The organism is Rheinheimera tilapiae, assembly GCF_042432165.1.
Lineage (GTDB): Bacteria > Pseudomonadota > Gammaproteobacteria > Enterobacterales > Alteromonadaceae > Pararheinheimera > Pararheinheimera tilapiae.
Genome location: NZ_JBHLXP010000005.1, coordinates 357408 through 374590 on the forward strand (window position 1 = coordinate 357408; position 17183 = coordinate 374590).

Sequence of the window (17183 nt, forward strand, 5' to 3'; positions counted from 1 at the left end):
AATAGGTTATATAATGATGAAAGTATTTTTGATGTCCCCACCCTATCTTTCTGACTTGGAAACGGGAAAATGTTCTGATTGGCCTGTTGATAGTGACATCTATTGGCAATTAAAACACTCACTCATTGATATGGGCTATGAAATATCCGAACCGGCATGGGAAGTCAGAAATGGATATTTAATATGTGGCGAAATTACAAATGAGAAAATAATTCAATCTGATTTTGCGGTCCTCGAATTGAACTTAATCGATTGCTTTTTTAGTCAAGCAATTAATGAAGCACTAAAAATAACAACGCAAAAAAATATAAAATCCATTGCCATAGTTGGTGATTTTTGCATTCACAGAAGCAAGAATGCCATAGATTCATTCATTAATATCATTTCAAATAAAATTGACTTGTTAGTCCCCATTTACAGTGAACCAGAAAAAATACTTGAATACTACGAAATAAAAGCAAACGCAGAAACTAGAAAAAGAATATTTGGAGTAAATTCATTACCTAATCTATGGCAAGACGGGGATAACTCAAATAAAGATTATTTCGCCAGCTATATTGGCAGCCCCAAAAGAACAAGAACAATCTTTTTTTCGAAACTAATCGATTACTGGCGCAATCTCCCAACTCTATATGTTACTGGAGGGCGGGTCGGAAGCAAGAATAATAATATGCGTGGCTATGACACATTCATTAAATGTATGACAGCATCACAATACAGCATTAATAGCTGTGCTATAGCAAGCTTTGAGGATCAAAAAGCAAAGTCACTTGACATAAAAGCTTTGCTTCCTGGAAGAGTAGGCCAGAGTATCTCTGCACAATGTATTCCCATTTGGCTTGGACCATTGTGGGCGACCCCTGAAATAATCCTTAAAGGAAAAACATATCTGCAATACGATATAAATGGTGAAGGTGACATTAATCAATTTCTTGAGTCACTTTCTAACATAAACATTATCACCGAGAAAACAAGCTACATGTATCATGAATGGGAGCGACATTACTCGCCAAAATCGTTCTGGCAGCCAATAATCAATAGACTTGGCCTGTAGTCAGTAATCACTGACTACAGTAATTTTTGGATATTAAGTATTCGGTTCATAGCTAACGATCTTACTACCCTCACTGCCTATGTTACAGTTGACATAGATCAGTTTACTTAAAGCCTGACGAATATCCGCATGTGTGTGCGGTGGTGCAAAAAACATCATAAAACCACCGCCGCCAGCACCTAGTAACTTACCACCAAGCGCACCTGCTTTGATTCCCGCATTATAAATATCGTCTATCATCGAGTTAGACACACCATCAGCTAGTTCACGCTTGAGTTTCCATGCATCGTTCAATAATAAGCCAACGTTCGTGAATTCAGGGGATTTTGATTGAAGGATTGTTCGAGCTTCGAATGCCATTTGCTGCAATGTAGTAAGTTGTGATTGTTTTGATCTCACATTTTCAATTTTTTTTACTGCGATCGTTTCGGCGATTCGAGTAAAGCCGGTAAAAAACAACAAAATATGGTCGTTTAAAAGAGCATGATTGCCGGGGCGCATAATCAGGCGTGATACGTTGATCATGCCATTTTGGTTAAACTCGATAAAGTTAGTACCACCGTACGCCGCCCATATCTGATCTTGCGATCCAACTTTCTCACCAATAACACTTTGCTCGATACGGATAGCTTCTAGACCCAATTGCTGCGCACTAGAAATTTTACCGTTTAATCCACGTAACGCGTTTATAAGCCCAACGGTAAATGCACTACTAGAACCTAAACCAGAACGGGCAGGTAGATCACTGAAGTGGTGCACTTCAATACCACCATCAACAGGACATTCCGTCATCACCGCTCGCACAGCAGGATGGACTATTTCATTGACAGCATTTACGGTTTCAATTTTGGAGTAGACGATACGATGCTTATGATCAAAAAATGGTGGCAGATGGCGAACACTGAGATAGCAGTATTTATCAATCGTTGTTCCGATCACTGCCCCCCCATGTTCAAGGTACCAGGCTGGGTAATCGGTACCGCCACCAAACAGTGAGACCCTAAATGGGGTTCTAGTAATAATCATGCTAAATCCTTAAACATCACTTGTGCCTGTTGGTAACTATCCGGGGTGCCAAAATCAATAAAGTTATGGCCAATCGTTAGACAGCGTATCGGCGGCTTTGTCATGAGCATGAGGTAATCGTGCTCTAAGGATTGCAATTGGCGCGCCAGGAGTTCATTAATGTGAGCAGCACCAAAATAATACCACCCAGCATTGATCTCGCCGGCACCACTGCAGGCAGTCTTCTCCTGAAAACCAATCAAAAACCTTTCACCATCACATTTTATAGATCCAAATCGACTGACATCTTCGACCTCTATAGTCAAAATACCGCCTGAGGATTGTTGTGACTGGCGGACAAACACATCAACATCAAACTGAACAAAGGTATCCCCGTTACACACCAGAGCACCATGAACCAATGCATCAGCTCCCAATTGCTGAAATGCAAGTTGAAGCGCACCTCCAGTTCCCAGCGGTGATGTTTCAATTTGCCAGCTAATATCAAGCGCAAGAGACTGCAATTGCAGCCAGTCGATCACCTGTTCCGCGCGGTATCCTAGGCACAAATGCAACCGCTGGATCCCTTTGCCAACACACCAGCGCAGGAAATGCGCCAGATAGGGTTCGCCGGCAATAGGCGCCAGAATTTTCGGCTGGTCCGATACAACGGGTTGCAGACGGGTACCAAATCCGCCAGCCAGCACAATCAACACAGGCAAAGCTTCGGTCATAACAGCGTGGCCAGCACGCGGACATCGATTTGTTGCGCTTGCTGTTCAGTTAAACGGCGCTTGAGACGTGTACTGGCCATTTCTTCGATATGGGCACGGGTTTCCGGGCCAAATTTCTGTGCAACCATCTGCAGATAGGGTTCATCGGAAAAATAACGATGGAAAGCATCATCGCGGAATTTCAGCACCGTCGCGGCACTGATATGGTTGGTCGGCAGCGGCTGGCAGTCATAGCTGTGCTGCGAAAATCCGCTCCAGGTTTTCGGTAATTCCCAGCCAAGCGTTTTAGCCTGCACATACAAACCAGATCCCGGATAAGCCATCGCACAGTACAGATTGACGAACTCACACTGCAGTTCCAGCGCCAAATCCAGTGTTTGTTGCATCGCATTTTCATCGTCATCCGGTAACCCAAAAATAAAGTTACCAATCACGCTGATATCGGCGGCCTGAATGGATTTAACGATGTGGCGGATATCATCCTGAGAAAATGACTTCTTGGCACCATCACGCACCACTTCACTGCCCGATTCGATACCCAGCGCCAACCAGCGGATCCCGGCTTTTCGTAGCAGCGGTAACGTATCGTCCCGCACGGTGTCGACGCGGGCATACGCCCAGATATTCAATTCGGCAGCGAAAGGCAAAGCCGCCAGCCCTTCGCAAATGGCTTCGTAATGACGCTTTTGCAACACGAACATCTCATCGATGATTTTGAAAGTTTTGACACCATAGGTGTGGTAAAGATGGGCCACTTCCTCTACCACCGCTTCCGGCGAACGTTTGCGATAACGATTGGAATCAAATGGCGCATTAATACAACAGAATACACAACGGTACGGGCAGCCCAACGTGGTGTAAATCGACGCATAAGGCTGGCGTGCGCCCAAATCCCCAAAACACTGCCAGTTGTGCGCACGGTATTTGGCCATCGGTAACAAATGCCAGACATTGCCGTGTAAATCAGCGTCCAGATCTTCAGAGATCGGCGCTTTAGGACCGTAAACCACAGTCCCATTTTCGCCGCGGCGGACCAGTCCACGCACCTCGGCCAGTGGTAACTTACCGTTCAGCGACTGCCACAATTCAAAGCTGGTAATAGTCCCTTCGCCCTGACAGGCATAATCGGCCTGGGTCAGTTGCAACGTTTCCTCTGGCAACGCAGACACATGGCCGCCGATCAACAGAGTCGGCACGCTGGCGCATTGCTGTTTCAGATCGGTGATGAGCTGTGACGCACCGACCATCGTCTGGGTCGACGCCGACGGTTGATGCCCAAAAGCGACCACTAACACCAACAGCGGATTAAGCTCAGCGATGCGACTCGCCGCAGCCACGGACCCTAACTGCTCGGCTTCCGTATCCAGAATGATGATCGGGACTTCACGGTCCAACAGATAGCCGCTAATCAGACGGACCCACAGTGGCGGTTCTATGGCGGTCAGTTCGTTGCCTAACGACTGATATATTTTGTCGCGACCACCTGGATTGACTACAACTATTGATTTACTCATCATAATCACCTTATTAATCATTAAACAATGAACGTGAACCAGCAACTTTGTAAACATCATCTAAAATAACTTTTAAATGACTATCTGAACCACCAAGAATTTTAAAACGTTCGTTCTGGATCGATGCCCTATAATTAAATTCACCAGCTGACAATTCACGAATGCAACTTTCAATAAAATTATCGCTAGACAAGGATATAAAATCATCAAGATCTGAGCGAAAACCGTCTAAAAATGACAATACTAATGAATCATTTATGATATGGTAAAAATATCTAGACTGAGAAGGATATTTCCACGCTGCCGATTGAGGTATATTTAGGCATATTTTTGCTCTTGAAATTAAATCATCACGATAAAACTGTGCAGTCAACATCCCAGACATCTCCACATTGAACCCGCGCTTTTTTAATTCATTAAGAATCTCCATCCGATAATCAGTCACTGTACCAGTGAATAAAAAATCAATATCCTTTCCAGAATCGCTTCGATGTATGACACTTTTATAATTATTGACGTACCTATGAGGCAAGTAGTGTACATTTCTATTCAAAAAATTAGAAAAATCTATAGCCGCTATATCACTAAGATGGCATATAGAATCACATAATGGAACAATTTCTAAAAATCTACTAAAACGTCCCAACCAGTATTCCTTATCTGAATACTGACCACCACTCTGAACCTGCATAAAATCATTGAATGTACACCCTGTCAGAAACTCTGTACACACAACTACAACATAACCGCCTTTCTCCTTTAATTCTTTAATTTTTAGAACATAACCTTCATCAAAATTTTCAATAAAAAAGTTCACTGAATTGTTACAAGGTTCTTTGCTGATTCTTGAATTGCATCCGAAATCATTGAGCGCTTTACTAAGGTATCGTATAGTATCACCAACACCGATACCAAAATTCCAGTGATTTCCATACACTACGTTAAAATCCAACACAAGCCCCCCGCGTGAATAAAAAATCAGTCAACTACTGAATTCAGCACTAAATATTTTCTAAAACAAATCGTGTCCAATTTTCAGCAGTGCCATATTTATTATAAAAAAAGTTTTGCTTTTTGATAGCGTCCTCGAGAATATTTTCATTCTCTAGCATTAGATTAATATATTTAAGAAGATCATCTTTGCTAGTGAAGTAACTAACAGTTCCTTCGCCTAAAAAAAACCTTGTTTCGCTATTATCTTGTTCGAGCAACAAGACGCCGCATTGAATGGACTCTCGGACTTTACCTTTACATTGCTGACGAAATTCGTAAGTCTGCGTATTAACAACAATCTTTGTCCGACGTAACAAATTGGCATATTCTTCAATCGGCAACGGCTGCCGATGTTCCCCTGAAACGCCACCAATATGGCGAAAACGATCGCCATAGGCGTGCTTTAACGAATCAATCCAGTAACCACGCTCACCAACTCGACTACCAAAGACTGCTATGTCTATATCGCGTTCAGCGAGCGAAATCGGATAAAACAGGCTGGGATCAAACCAAGTTGGGTGAAAGATGACACGTTCTGGGTTTGTATGCTGCTGATAGGGATGTTCGTTATTGTGCATCCGCGTCAACCGGCTGGCATTCGAGTTCTCGATCACTAGGTCGGCGTAAGACAACACTGCCCGTTCATAATCCAGGTAGCCGGCTGCGCTATTTTCTTCATCATAATCCCACCAGACGGTGACGATTTTCAGCTGCGGCAATTGCCGTTTCAACTGCAGAAAAAAACTGGCTGGCAGATTTTCCATGACGTGGGTTGGCGTGTGTACCAACAAATCCGGTTGAAAAGCCAGCACCCGCGCCGCAACCTGGTCGGCCCATGCCTGTAACTGCTGTTCCAGCCGTCCGGCATATAACGGTAGCAACTGCACCTGCGGCAAACTGGCAGCCAGTTCGCGCGTAATATTGCTTTCAAAGGCGCGACTGGAAATCAATACATGCCCAGCATACTGCGGAATATCCGCCGGCCGGATCACCGCCAATCCTTTGACCCGACTGCCCCACAGCGCTGGATTCTTATCCGCAATAGCTACTACATTAAGTTGTGATATTGCCGACCAATACTGCGTGGTGTGGGCCCCGGCGCCATAGACTACAACCGGTGCCGGCCCATAAACAGCGCAGTGTTCCTGCACAGCCTCAGCCACCAATTCTGCACTGAGCGCTTCGGTCCAGCCGAAATCAACACAGTCAGTAGGCCCCAGTAAACCGGATTGCAGCATCGGCGCCATCACTTCCAGATTCCCGGCAGAATCAGCAAATGGCTTGGATTCAAAGCGGTGAATGGCAAAAAACGTCCGGGGTTTAACCAGCATGCGTCAGATAATCCTGATAGGTCAGTGCAAGCCCCTGTTGAAAGTCAGTTTGCGGTCGCCATTGATAAGCAAAACAACGACTGTTATCCAATGCTTTATGTGGCATACCATCGGGTTTGCTGTGATCCCAGCATAATTCGCCTTGATACCCCACAATACCCGCAATGAGCTCGCCAAGCTCTTTGATGCTAATGCAATGCCCGCCCGCTAGATTCACCGGTTCATCGCCGTGGTAGTGTTCGGTAAAATACAACATGCCGAGTGCGGCATCGTCGATATACAAAAACTCCCTCGTTGGCGCCCCACTGCCCCATAAAGTAACTTGCGGCAGTTGTTGCAGTTTTGCCAGATGGAATCGATGGATAAGTGCAGGAATAACATGACCACGTTCATCGTTGAAGTGGTCACCCGGGCCGTACAGACTGGTCGGCACCAGCGTGAAAAAGCCTTTACCGTGCTGACGGGCGTAATACTGCGTCAACTTCATCGCGGCCAGCTTGGCGATGGCATAGGCTTCGTTGGTTGGTTCAAATGGCCCTGTCAGCAAACTGTTCTCGCTGATGGGCTGTGCGGCCAGTCGCGGATAATAGCAATTCGACGCTAGATTCAGCAGCCGGCTGACGCCTGATGCCGCGCTGGCATGGATCAAGTTCAAACTAATCATCAGGTTGTCATACAAAAAGTCGACCGGTTGCGTGCGGTTCGCTTCAATGCCCCCGACTTTGGCTGCGGCCAATAACACTAGATCTGGTCTGGTGTCCCCGATGAATTGCTGAGTTTGCTGTTGATTGCGCAGATCCAGTTCGGCTTTGCTGACCGTGATCAATTCAACCTGATAAGAAGAAAGCGCGCGGACCAATGCCCGACCAACCAGGCCGGTATGACCGGCCACAAACACGCGTTTGCCATGTAAATCAAAAACTTTAGACATTACTGAACTTCGAATTTGAGATCATTCGATAGCCTTTAATCAGCTCAGCAATCCCCGCGTCGAGTGAATGATCCGGCCGGTAGCCGGTGGCTTCAATTTTGGCATTCGACACGATGTAATCGCGTTTATCCGGATCTTCTCCCACCGCAGCTTCCAGAAAGGTAAAGCCTGGCACTTGTTGTTCAATGCGTTGGCAAAGCTCCAGTTTGGACAAATTAGCATCCGACAATCCGACGTTATAAGCCTGGCCTTTCATCTGCTCGAAGTTATCCAACCCATGCACAAAGGCCTTGGCCACATCGCGAATATGAATGTAATTTCGCTTAAAATGTGGTTCAAATAACACCAAAGCCCGATCTTTCACCGCACGGTAAACGAAATCGTTAACCAGCAGATCCAGCCGCATCCGCGGGGAAAAACCAAACACAGTGGCCAGCCGGAAACTAATTGCGCCCGGATGTTCAAGTACCGCCGCTTCAGCTTCTACTTTGGTGCGGCCATACAAGCTAATCGGGTTCAATGGCGATTCTTCAGTGCAGAATTTGCCGGCTTCGCCAATGCCATAACCACTGTTGGTAATTGGCATCAGCACCCGCTGATCTTTACTCAATAAGCGAGTTAACATCACCACCGCATCACGGTTGGTGGTAATAGTGCCGATTTCGTCACGCGAGCATAAAGGTGCGCCCACCAGCGCGGCTAGCGGGATCACTACATCTGCTTGTTTCAGCAGTCGCTTCATCGTCGCTTCATTACGACAATCACCGCGTTCCACGTCAAATGCCGGATTGGCACACAATGGATTTAATGAGTCCTGGCCAAACATAAAGTTATCAAGCACTGTGACGCGATGCCCCAAATCCAGCAGTCGCGGCACCATCACAGATCCCAGATAACCCGCTCCACCTGTCACCAGAATATGTAAAGACATCATGAAATCTCCTGTGCTGCGCTGTCCAATACCCGACGTAATGTCTGGATTTGTTCAGTTAAATCAAATGGATGGTTACCCACAAAAAAACCGTAGTCGTGCGCAATATGGGCATTTACTACTGGTGTGGCTTCGCTGTAATCGTAATATTTGATCACGTCGTGGCGCAGGAAACTGCCACCGGTGATAATTCGAAAGCCAATCTTCGCTTCTGTTAACGCAGCAAAAATCGCCTTACGATCCAGATTTTTCTTTGGATTCAGAATGATGGTGAAACTAAAACATGAACTCTGGCCATTTTCACGCTGAATAATAAAGCGATCATCGCCGGCAAATAACGACTGAAATAATTGCAGGTTTTTGCGTCGCGCGGCGGTAAAGGCCGGTAACTTTTTCAGCTGTTCAAGACCAGCTGCGGCATTGAGTTCAGTCGGACGCACATTGTAGCCAGGCAGAATAAAACGATAGGCTTCAAACAAATCTTCACCGGTGCGTTGATACAACATCGAATCTGCCGGTAAATCACGGGTCCAGCCGTGTGCGCGTAAACAACGACACAGCTGGTACAGCTCTTCATCATCGGTCAGGATCATGCCACCTTCAATGGTGGAAATATGATGGGAAAAGAAGAAACTAAAGGTATTCAAATCACCATAAGTGCCGGCCTTTTTACCGTGCAGCTCTGCATCCATCGACTCGCAGTTGTCTTCCATAAAGTACAGACCGTGCCGGTCAGCAACATCTCGCATCACATCCAGTGCCGCCGGATTGCCGAGAATACTGACGGCAAGGATGAGCTTGGTGTCTGGCGTGATGGCTTTTTCAATCAACGCCGGATCCATGTTCAGTGTATCCAGTTCAATATCAACAAACCGGACTTTTAAACCATATTGTTGCAGTGGATGGTAAGTGGTAGCCCAACTCAGTGCTGGCACCAACACTTCATCACCGCGTTTTAACGGATTGTCTTTTTTGAAAAATAACGCCGCAATAGCAATCAGGTTGGCAGAGGAGCCGGAATTTACCATGATGCCGTATTTTTTCTGGTGGTAGTCGGCAAACTCGCGCTCAAACTGCGCAACTCGTGGGCCCATAGTAAAAAAGCCCGAGCTAATGACTGTTTGCAGGGCATCCAGTTCTTCCTGGCCCCAGGTCGGTACAGCTAATTCATAAAACATCAAAATGGTCCTTTAAACTGAGTCTGATACGCAAGTTTGCAACGTTCCTCGTCTGGCTGCCATGCAACGTCAGGCCGCAGCATTTGATGCACTGTCGTGGCTATCGTCACCGGTGAAGGATAAAAAGCAGCTTCTAACGTTGGCGTTGTTGGACAAGTGGTCGCAGCAAAACCGAGTCGTTTCACTTGCGGTTTAAAATCGATATGTGGGCTCTCACTGAGCCGGGCAACGATCTCCGCCGAGATCCCACAGTTCAGCCAGCCATTGTCAACGACCAGCAACCGTCCGGTTCTTGCCACGGATTTTTCAATAGTTTCACTGTCAAGAGGGCTAATGGACACCGGATCAATCACTTCGGCATCGATACCGGCCTCAGCCAGTAACTCGGCGGCACGCATCGCTTCCATCACCATATTCGACACGCCAACAATCGTAATGTCTTTGCCACTACGCATTGTTTTGGCCTGGCCGAATTCCACACAATAGGGCTGTTCAGGCACATAAGCTTCAGTACCGTATAACAGCCGGTGCTCCATGATAAGTACTGGATTATTATCTTTTAACGCCTGCAACAGGAGCCCTTTAGCATCATAGGCGTTAGACGGCGCCACGACTTTAAGGCCGGGTACATGGGCAAACATCGCATGTAACCCCTGCGAATGCTGCGCGCCCTGTCCCCAGGATTTACCAATCATGGTACGGATAACCAATGGCACACTAACGGTACCGCCATACATGTAATGACTTTTCGCGGCAATATTGACCAGCTGATTCATACACAACAGCAGGAAATCCATCCGGATATGCACATGGATAGGTTTGCGGCCAGCCATCGCTGCGCCTATGGCGACGCCAGTCATGGCATCTTCAGACAGCGGCGTAGTAAAAACTCGTTGCGGGCCAAACTTTTCTAATAAACCACGAGTGGAGCCCTGAATGGATTTATGATCATCCACATCCAGTCCCATCATGAATACGCGGTCATCCGCCGCCATCCCCTGTTCAGTCCCTTCACGGATCGCATCAACATAACGCAGTAGGCGCATCTCATTAGGCATAGACATAATCGTACAACTCCTCTGCGCCCGGGAATGGACTTTGTTCGGCAAAAGCGACAGCGGCGGCAACAACTTGCTCCACATGCTGGTCAATATCAGCCTTTACGTTGCCAGGTAAACCGGCGCCAAGCTGCAGATATACATCTTGTTCGCGCCAGCGCCGGCCTTCGTCAGCGCTGCGATAGCCTTGATCATAATCTTCATTCGGACCGACATGTTCTACCCAACGGTGGGTCTGACATTCAATAAAAGCCGGGCCCGCGCCATCGCGCATCGTGCTAATCACCGCCGCAGTGTGTTGGTGAATTGCCATCACATCCGGCGTGGTAAAGCGGCGGCTTGGGATGCCGTAGGTCGCCACGCGCTCGGTCAGCGTATCGGCGGCCCAACGTTTTTCCAATGGCTCATGGATAGCTAAGCGATTGTTTTCACATACGAATAAGATTGGAAGCTTGTGCAATGCTGCAAAATTGATACTTTCACTAAAGCATCCCTCTTCAGTGGCGCCATCGCCCATAAACACCACAACAACGTCGCTGCGTTGTTGCTGCTTCAAAGCCAGCGCATGCCCAACCGCCACAGGGATCCCTGTCCCAACGACCGCTGACATACCAATCACATTTTTACCGGTTTCCACCAAATGCATGGAGCCAGCGCGCCCTTTGGCGCAGCCGGTCGCTTTGCCATATAACTCTGCCATCAATGCGTTCACGTCGCCCCCTTTGGCAAGGTAAACGCCATGGCCACGATAGGTTCCTGCGACGTAGTCGGACTGCCGTAAATGGTCAATTACGGCGGCTGAAATGTATTCCTGACCTATGGCTAAATGCACCGGGCTTTTGATTTTGTCGGTCGGATATATGGCGGCGATGACTTCTTCTATCCGCCTGATTAAGGCGATAGAGGCATACAACCTGGACTCTGTGGTTGGCATGTCTGGCATGAACATCCTCGTTTGCTGCACCTGCAGCTGAGGCCAGCGGCAGGCATTATTAACTGATTTAGTTATATTCATCGGCGCTTGCCGACATTACTTAAGGGTTATTGAAAAAGATCCATCACGGTGATTTCGTCTAAAGCCAATGGCTCAGCAAGATAAGTGTCACGCGCTTCCCGGACGTAGTCCTGATAAATACTCAGCACGAAGTTAAATGCGTCGACAAATTCATCACCTTCTTCGTTGATATTGGCTTGAATTTTAGTCAGTACACCAGCGAGATAATTGGAACTACCGTGCATCAAGAAAAAGGTCATATTATTATCTTTAACAGCATGCTCGCGCATAAATGCCCATTGTTTCTTTATCGAATTCAGTGCCTGTTCTCTGTTATTTATTTTCTCCGATACTATATCCCATAAGCGGTCCATGCTGGCCTTGTACGCCTCCATGGAAAACGCAGAAAAAATAACATCAGCAGAGTTTTTTAATGAGGCATGAAACGTATTGTCAATGAGGTTCTCTATTTCAATGGATAAATCAAAATCGAGATCAGCTAGTAAAATATTTTCAGGTAATAATGGCTGTGCACCAGTTATTTTCACACCATTGCTACAGTTATAAACCTCTATCTTATGTGCGGATTTTGAAATCACTTGTTCAAGCAATTTCCGCGATACATCAAATTCTGGTTTTGTAAATACAAAATCAAGGAAATTCCCAGGCGCAGGGATGCCACCGCCATGCGTAGCCTGATAGTCATAAACCTCAGTCCCACCATTTTTGAAATACGCCGACAACGAAGAATGATGCTTGTTAACATCGACATAACCGAGATCAACACCCAGCAAATAAAAATATTTAAAACCCCAACGAACAAAATAATTTGACACTAGGTTGGTAACTGTCGGATAGGCATAGCTTAACGAAGCTAACTCTATATTTATTTTTTTCAAACCTTCGGTATATATATAAGACGATGCCTCACCTTCTTTTATACATAGCAGAGCTTTCTTGAATAATGCGGCGGTATCCGGATGAATTCCGTTAACGCTTATTAAATTTATTCCTTTTAAATACTCTGGATCATCAATCCGGGTAACCCAGTCATAAGTCGCCCGACTTTGCTCTATTTCAGCATGAAAGTCAGGTTTAATGCCTCGCGCGTGTAACGCTTTTAACGCAGTGCCGCAACTAACAACTATCGCCTGTGCACGGTTACTAATAATATATGGATAACATTCGTCTAGACTCGGACCATTACCAACAATAAAAACTGGCACATCTTGTACTTTAAATGACTGCCTGGGAAAATCTTTCTTCATAAATAGATTATTACTGTGCAAGATCTCTTTTGTGTGGGCGATACCATAACGTGCATGATCGTAATATTCGCCAAGCGCCAAAACCACTTTCAATTCAGCTCGTAAATCGGTAACAGCTTTTTGCATAGCCTGTGTATAATAACTCGTTAACATGTAAGTATCGGCCAGCGCATAAGCACCAACCTGGTAAAACTGTGCCATCAAATCATAAAAATAGTTGCTGCCGTCACCACCAAGATTCAGATAAATTCGAGTTTTATTTTCATTTGCCTTAGCAAAAATTGCCGACCAGTCTGTTACAAACAAACTTTGGTAGAAATAATCAAGATTTGGTTCGCAAATGAATAGGTTATGGATCAAATGATTGCGAGTTAATTCTTCTACATGGAGTCCGAGTGCAACACCGAATATTATTAATGAATTAATATCGTTCGGCAATTTACTCTGAGACAACAAAGTTTTTTCAAAGATAGGGGTTAACTTTTGAATAGTTCTAAAATGCAAATACTTGCCGAGCTTACCTACCGTCTTCATCCCAAGAACAACATCGTCTTTGAAGGGGTGATTGGTAAAATAGTCAACAATCTCCTCAGATTCTACCGCCAAATTACTATATAAAAGTGCGTGCCGCTCAGTATGGTACAAATTGCAATTTTTATTTTCATCTAGAACTAATTGCCATTTCTGACATTGATAGGTAAGCATCGTCTGATGAATTTCTGGATAAAGGCTCGCTAATGCAGCCATATTCCGTTCAAATACCAGCTGATACTCCCGCCCTTGCACAAGCTCAACTTGATAAGTGTTATTGGTGTTGCCTGCATGTTCGGGAACGTAATCAGTGCTGGCCTGGTACCCATGAAATACTGGCCGCGTGGCCAGCAATTTATCGCGATCACCTGAGTGCTTCAGCAGATATGCAAAGACCTCATCCATTACCGGATGAAATTGGTGTCGATACAAGAATATTTCTTTGATTTCAGGGTGATATTCGAGAAGTTCTGACAAATCTTGGGAGATTGAACTGGCATCAGATCCAATCTGTAAGAAAATTTGCGTCCCCAAAGCCTGAGCAGTTTCCAGTAACTGTGCCCAATCATGAGCCTGTATCGAACACAGCAAAAAATCGGCATTTGGCTCATACACAATAAGCTGGCCAATCCGACAATTAGTGATCAATTCCGTCAGATGAAACCCCATGCCCATCCCGAACACAATCATCGTATCAATTTTTGCTGGTAATGGCTTGTAGTTGACTTCGGTCCTGGTATCTAGCGAAATAAAACTGGCTCGCTCACAGTATTTACTAAATTCCGTTTGGATATCCTGCAATGGTTCTGGACCATAAAACACCCTCCCAGTCGCAAAGTTGACAATATTCACTTGTCCAAACTTCGTACAGAACAATGAGTACTGCTGCAAATTGTGATTTTCAATAATCTCAATCAACGACGGAATATTTTGGCGAAATGCCGCGATGTTTTGTTTTATATTTCGGGCGATATCTGCAGCAACTGATTTTTCAAGCTCTAGCTGCGCAGCGGCGTCGTCTAATAGTTGGTATTGAATAAATTTAAGCATTGTTTCAGTCCACAATCCTCTAAGAACGCCTTTTCTGCGATCCATATTTCCAATTTTTATGCCAAGTCATCTCAGCAGACCAATGGCCAAGCCTAACGGAGCTAAGTTGCAGTGATTAAGACTATATTCCTGTAATGTAACAGTACTTTAGCTTGATTCGAAACATCATTTTGCCGGGGAGATGCAAGTTTTATGTTGATTGAAGCAGCAGAATTCACATGCGGTAAAACTCTGTGAGCGGCATCAAGAGAGTCAAATTTCTGACGAATCTCGCGAAGCCGCAATACCACAATGACTGGTTGATGCTTATATGGCCACCAGATGGTGCCAACGTATATATAGCACCGAAACAACATCTGACCGCGTGGGGTTTAGTTGATGAATAGGCGGGGTTTACTATTCTGCGGGAAAACGGCCATATTGGCCAACCGCTTTACGGCCTTGCTGCAAGTTCATTAATTGCTGGCTAATGGCTGCGCGCTCAGAATTTACATGCGTTATCGCTAGTTGCACCCAATCTAACTCACTCTGTAGCAAATCCGCATCCGCTGCAGGCGAACTTTCGCAATAGCGTACGAGAGCATGCTGGTAAGTTTGCCACAAAGAGCTAAAAGTTGAAGTGTCATAGTTTTCCAAAGTCAGTAAGCTTTGGATTGCCTCGCGACAGCACTTGATATCAGCAGCTAGCGAGTTCATGCCGTTGCCCGGTCTGACTGAGAGTCACGATCTTGGATCAAACGATAGCCGGTTTCACGGTCGGCGACAGGGATTGAATCCCAGGCAGACTTAATTTTCAACATAATTTCTATAACATCATCGACTTTAGTGATACTGCTTTCACGGCTCGCTTGCATCAAATGATTGACCATAAAATCGTATAACGACCACAAGTTTTGCGATACTTCACCACCGACATCCATATCCAACGAATGCTGCAAAGCAGAGATAATGCTCATTGCTTTTGACATTGTTTGTGATTTTCCCAGGAAATCTTTCCGCTCAATGCAACCACGCGCTTTGGCCATATTTTCCAAGGAACCTTGCATTAATAGTTGGATCACACGATGCGGATCTGCGACCGCGAGGTCGTTTTTCACGCCAACAGACTTATAGGCGTTGATACCGTAGCTCATGTTCTACTCCTGTGTTCAGCGACTTCTAGGTAAAGATGCCAATTGCGATGAAAGCATTGAAGACGTGCCCTGCAACTGGCCTAATTGAGTATCTAACGCACCGTAACGTTGCCGTAACGTAGTCTCATAACTCTCAATGTATCGGTTATGTACCTCTAAATCTTTAGCGTTTTTTGTTAAATTGTTTCTCAGTGATGTTTCCTTGTTCTCCAGCAATCCACCCTTTTGCGTGAATTGTGATAAAAGACCATTTAAGGTGGTATTAAAACCATCACTATTGCCAAATAGCTTTGCAATGCCATCAAAGTTATCTGCTAAAGCGCTGTCCAACCGTTCTCGACCCGATGACGAGCCAATTTTACTCGAGGAAATTTCTAAGCGACCACTACTGGTCATCGTAATACCAAGCGAATACAAGTTATTTAATCCTGCCGATGCAGATGGCACGCTTTTCCCTAATGCGCTGGTCACCATGTTCAACATACTGCGTACTGTCGGATCATTATTCAGCGCCCCGCCTTCGGTTACGACTGACTTGCCATCCGGTCCTAACACGCGGTTTTTCGTCAACCCCTCAACTTCGGTAACTAGTGCATTGTAGTTATCGATAAATGCTTTGAGTTTATCCTCAGTCCCTTTTTTATCGGTAGCAATCGTCAATGTGGCGTTATTGCCATCAGGGGTTAAATTTTGGACTTTGAATTCTGTATCTTGCAGCGCATTGGTAAAAGTATTCGTTTTACTAAAGGTACTGATACCGTCAATGATAACTTCCGCACTAGCTGCAGGTTTGGTTACTGTTAAACCTGCGGTTCCGCCACCATTTGGGACAGTGGAAATGCCGTCTAATGCAGCGTTGTTGTTGGTGATAGTTAAATCGTTGGTCGCGCCGGTAATATTCGAAGTCAATACCAACTTGGTGCCAACAGTACCGCCGCCATTAATAATGTTTGCGCTAACGCCAAAGTTGTCTTTTTTACTATTAATGGCCTGACGTAATTGATCTAATGTCATGCCAGCTGTTACATCAATTTTAAATGACTTCCCATCAGCACCAAACGTTAACTCGCCAGCCGTTGCACTCACTACGTCGGAGGTTGATGAATAGGCAAGATCTGCACTCTCAACTCGGCTACCAGCAGCCAGCGCTTTCACTTTGATGTCGAACACACCAGCTGCAGCGGTGTTTTTCGCTGTCGCTTCAATGTACGTTTTAGTATCCGTTGGTTGTTTCACGGTCGCAGTGCGGGCGTTGAGATTATCAAGGCTCAACGCCTTTACTGCATCCTGAAATTTCGACATTGCCGATTTCAGTTTTCCGTAGCCAGACAACGAGGAATCAAGACTCTTCTTTGCCGTCTCAAGCCGGTCTTCTTTGGAGATACGTTCGGCTTTCACCAATTGTGTCACCAAACTTTCCAGGTCTAGACCCGAAGCAGACCCTAGGGCTCGAATTGCCATGATTTATCCTCACTGTT

Annotated in this window: 15 protein-coding genes; 1 reads left to right on the forward strand and 14 read right to left on the reverse strand. The window is 45.6% G+C overall.

The genetic code is table 11. The features are described 5' to 3' along the window. Positions 1-13 precede the first annotated feature (13 nt). The gene (locus tag ACFFJP_RS17950) at positions 14-1054 is read left to right on the forward strand and encodes a hypothetical protein (protein ID WP_377247498.1); all 1041 of its coding nucleotides are present in this window, start codon (positions 14-16) and stop codon (positions 1052-1054) included. A 33-nt stretch (positions 1055-1087) separates the two neighbouring features. On the opposite strand, the gene ACFFJP_RS17955 is transcribed toward ACFFJP_RS17950, so the two are convergent. From ACFFJP_RS17955 to fliD, 14 genes are all read right to left on the reverse strand, one after another. After that, positions 1088-2080 (reverse strand): GHMP family kinase ATP-binding protein, encoded by a 993-nt coding sequence (locus ACFFJP_RS17955; RefSeq protein ID WP_377247501.1) that lies wholly within the window; start codon positions 2078-2080, stop codon positions 1088-1090. Next, positions 2077-2793, reverse strand: coding sequence for a sugar phosphate nucleotidyltransferase (locus ACFFJP_RS17960; RefSeq protein WP_377247504.1), 717 nt, complete (start codon positions 2791-2793; stop codon positions 2077-2079). The genes ACFFJP_RS17955 and ACFFJP_RS17960 overlap by 4 nt, the downstream gene beginning before the upstream one ends. Continuing rightward, positions 2790-4307: a B12-binding domain-containing radical SAM protein gene (locus ACFFJP_RS17965; RefSeq protein ID WP_377247507.1), complete on the reverse strand. Its 1518-nt coding sequence runs from the start codon at positions 4305-4307 to the stop codon at positions 2790-2792. The genes ACFFJP_RS17960 and ACFFJP_RS17965 overlap by 4 nt, the downstream gene beginning before the upstream one ends. 13 nt (positions 4308-4320) lie before the next feature. After that, on the reverse strand, positions 4321-5259 hold the full coding sequence (locus ACFFJP_RS17970) for a CgeB family protein (RefSeq protein WP_377247510.1): 939 nt from the start codon (positions 5257-5259) through the stop codon (positions 4321-4323). Positions 5260-5308: 49 nt separating this feature from the next. Continuing rightward, on the reverse strand, positions 5309-6547 hold the full coding sequence (locus ACFFJP_RS17975; RefSeq protein ID WP_377247513.1) for a glycosyltransferase family protein: 1239 nt from the start codon (positions 6545-6547) through the stop codon (positions 5309-5311). A 73-nt stretch (positions 6548-6620) separates the two neighbouring features. Next, a complete protein-coding gene (locus ACFFJP_RS17980; RefSeq protein ID WP_377247516.1) occupies positions 6621-7562 on the reverse strand; it encodes a GDP-L-fucose synthase family protein in 942 nt (313 codons plus the stop codon). After that, positions 7555-8496 carry an NAD-dependent epimerase/dehydratase family protein gene (locus tag ACFFJP_RS17985; protein WP_377247519.1) on the reverse strand — a complete coding sequence of 314 codons (942 nt, stop codon included), beginning with the start codon at positions 8494-8496 and terminating at the stop codon, positions 7555-7557. The genes ACFFJP_RS17980 and ACFFJP_RS17985 overlap by 8 nt, the downstream gene beginning before the upstream one ends. Then, positions 8493-9671 carry a DegT/DnrJ/EryC1/StrS family aminotransferase gene (locus ACFFJP_RS17990; protein ID WP_377247522.1) on the reverse strand — a complete coding sequence of 393 codons (1179 nt, stop codon included), beginning with the start codon at positions 9669-9671 and terminating at the stop codon, positions 8493-8495. Before ACFFJP_RS17990 ends, ACFFJP_RS17985 begins: the two co-directional genes overlap by 4 nt. After that, a complete protein-coding gene (locus tag ACFFJP_RS17995) occupies positions 9671-10735 on the reverse strand; it encodes an alpha-ketoacid dehydrogenase subunit beta (RefSeq protein ID WP_377247525.1) in 1065 nt (354 codons plus the stop codon). The genes ACFFJP_RS17990 and ACFFJP_RS17995 overlap by 1 nt, the downstream gene beginning before the upstream one ends. Beyond that, entirely contained in the window at positions 10722-11678 is a 957-nt protein-coding gene (locus ACFFJP_RS18000) for a thiamine pyrophosphate-dependent dehydrogenase E1 component subunit alpha (protein WP_377247528.1), read from the reverse strand. Before ACFFJP_RS18000 ends, ACFFJP_RS17995 begins: the two co-directional genes overlap by 14 nt. Positions 11679-11770: 92 nt before the next feature. Continuing rightward, on the reverse strand, positions 11771-14572 hold the full coding sequence (locus tag ACFFJP_RS18005) for a 6-hydroxymethylpterin diphosphokinase MptE-like protein (protein WP_377247531.1): 2802 nt from the start codon (positions 14570-14572) through the stop codon (positions 11771-11773). A gap of 396 nt (positions 14573-14968) precedes the next feature. Then, positions 14969-15268 (reverse strand): hypothetical protein, encoded by a 300-nt coding sequence (locus ACFFJP_RS18010; protein ID WP_377247534.1) that lies wholly within the window; start codon positions 15266-15268, stop codon positions 14969-14971. Further along, a complete protein-coding gene (fliS, locus tag ACFFJP_RS18015) occupies positions 15265-15705 on the reverse strand; it encodes a flagellar export chaperone FliS (protein ID WP_377247537.1) in 441 nt (146 codons plus the stop codon). Before fliS ends, ACFFJP_RS18010 begins: the two co-directional genes overlap by 4 nt. Positions 15706-15720: 15 nt before the next feature. Beyond that, positions 15721-17166, reverse strand: coding sequence for a flagellar filament capping protein FliD (gene fliD, locus ACFFJP_RS18020; RefSeq protein WP_377247541.1), 1446 nt, complete (start codon positions 17164-17166; stop codon positions 15721-15723). Positions 17167-17183: the final 17 nt, after the last annotated feature.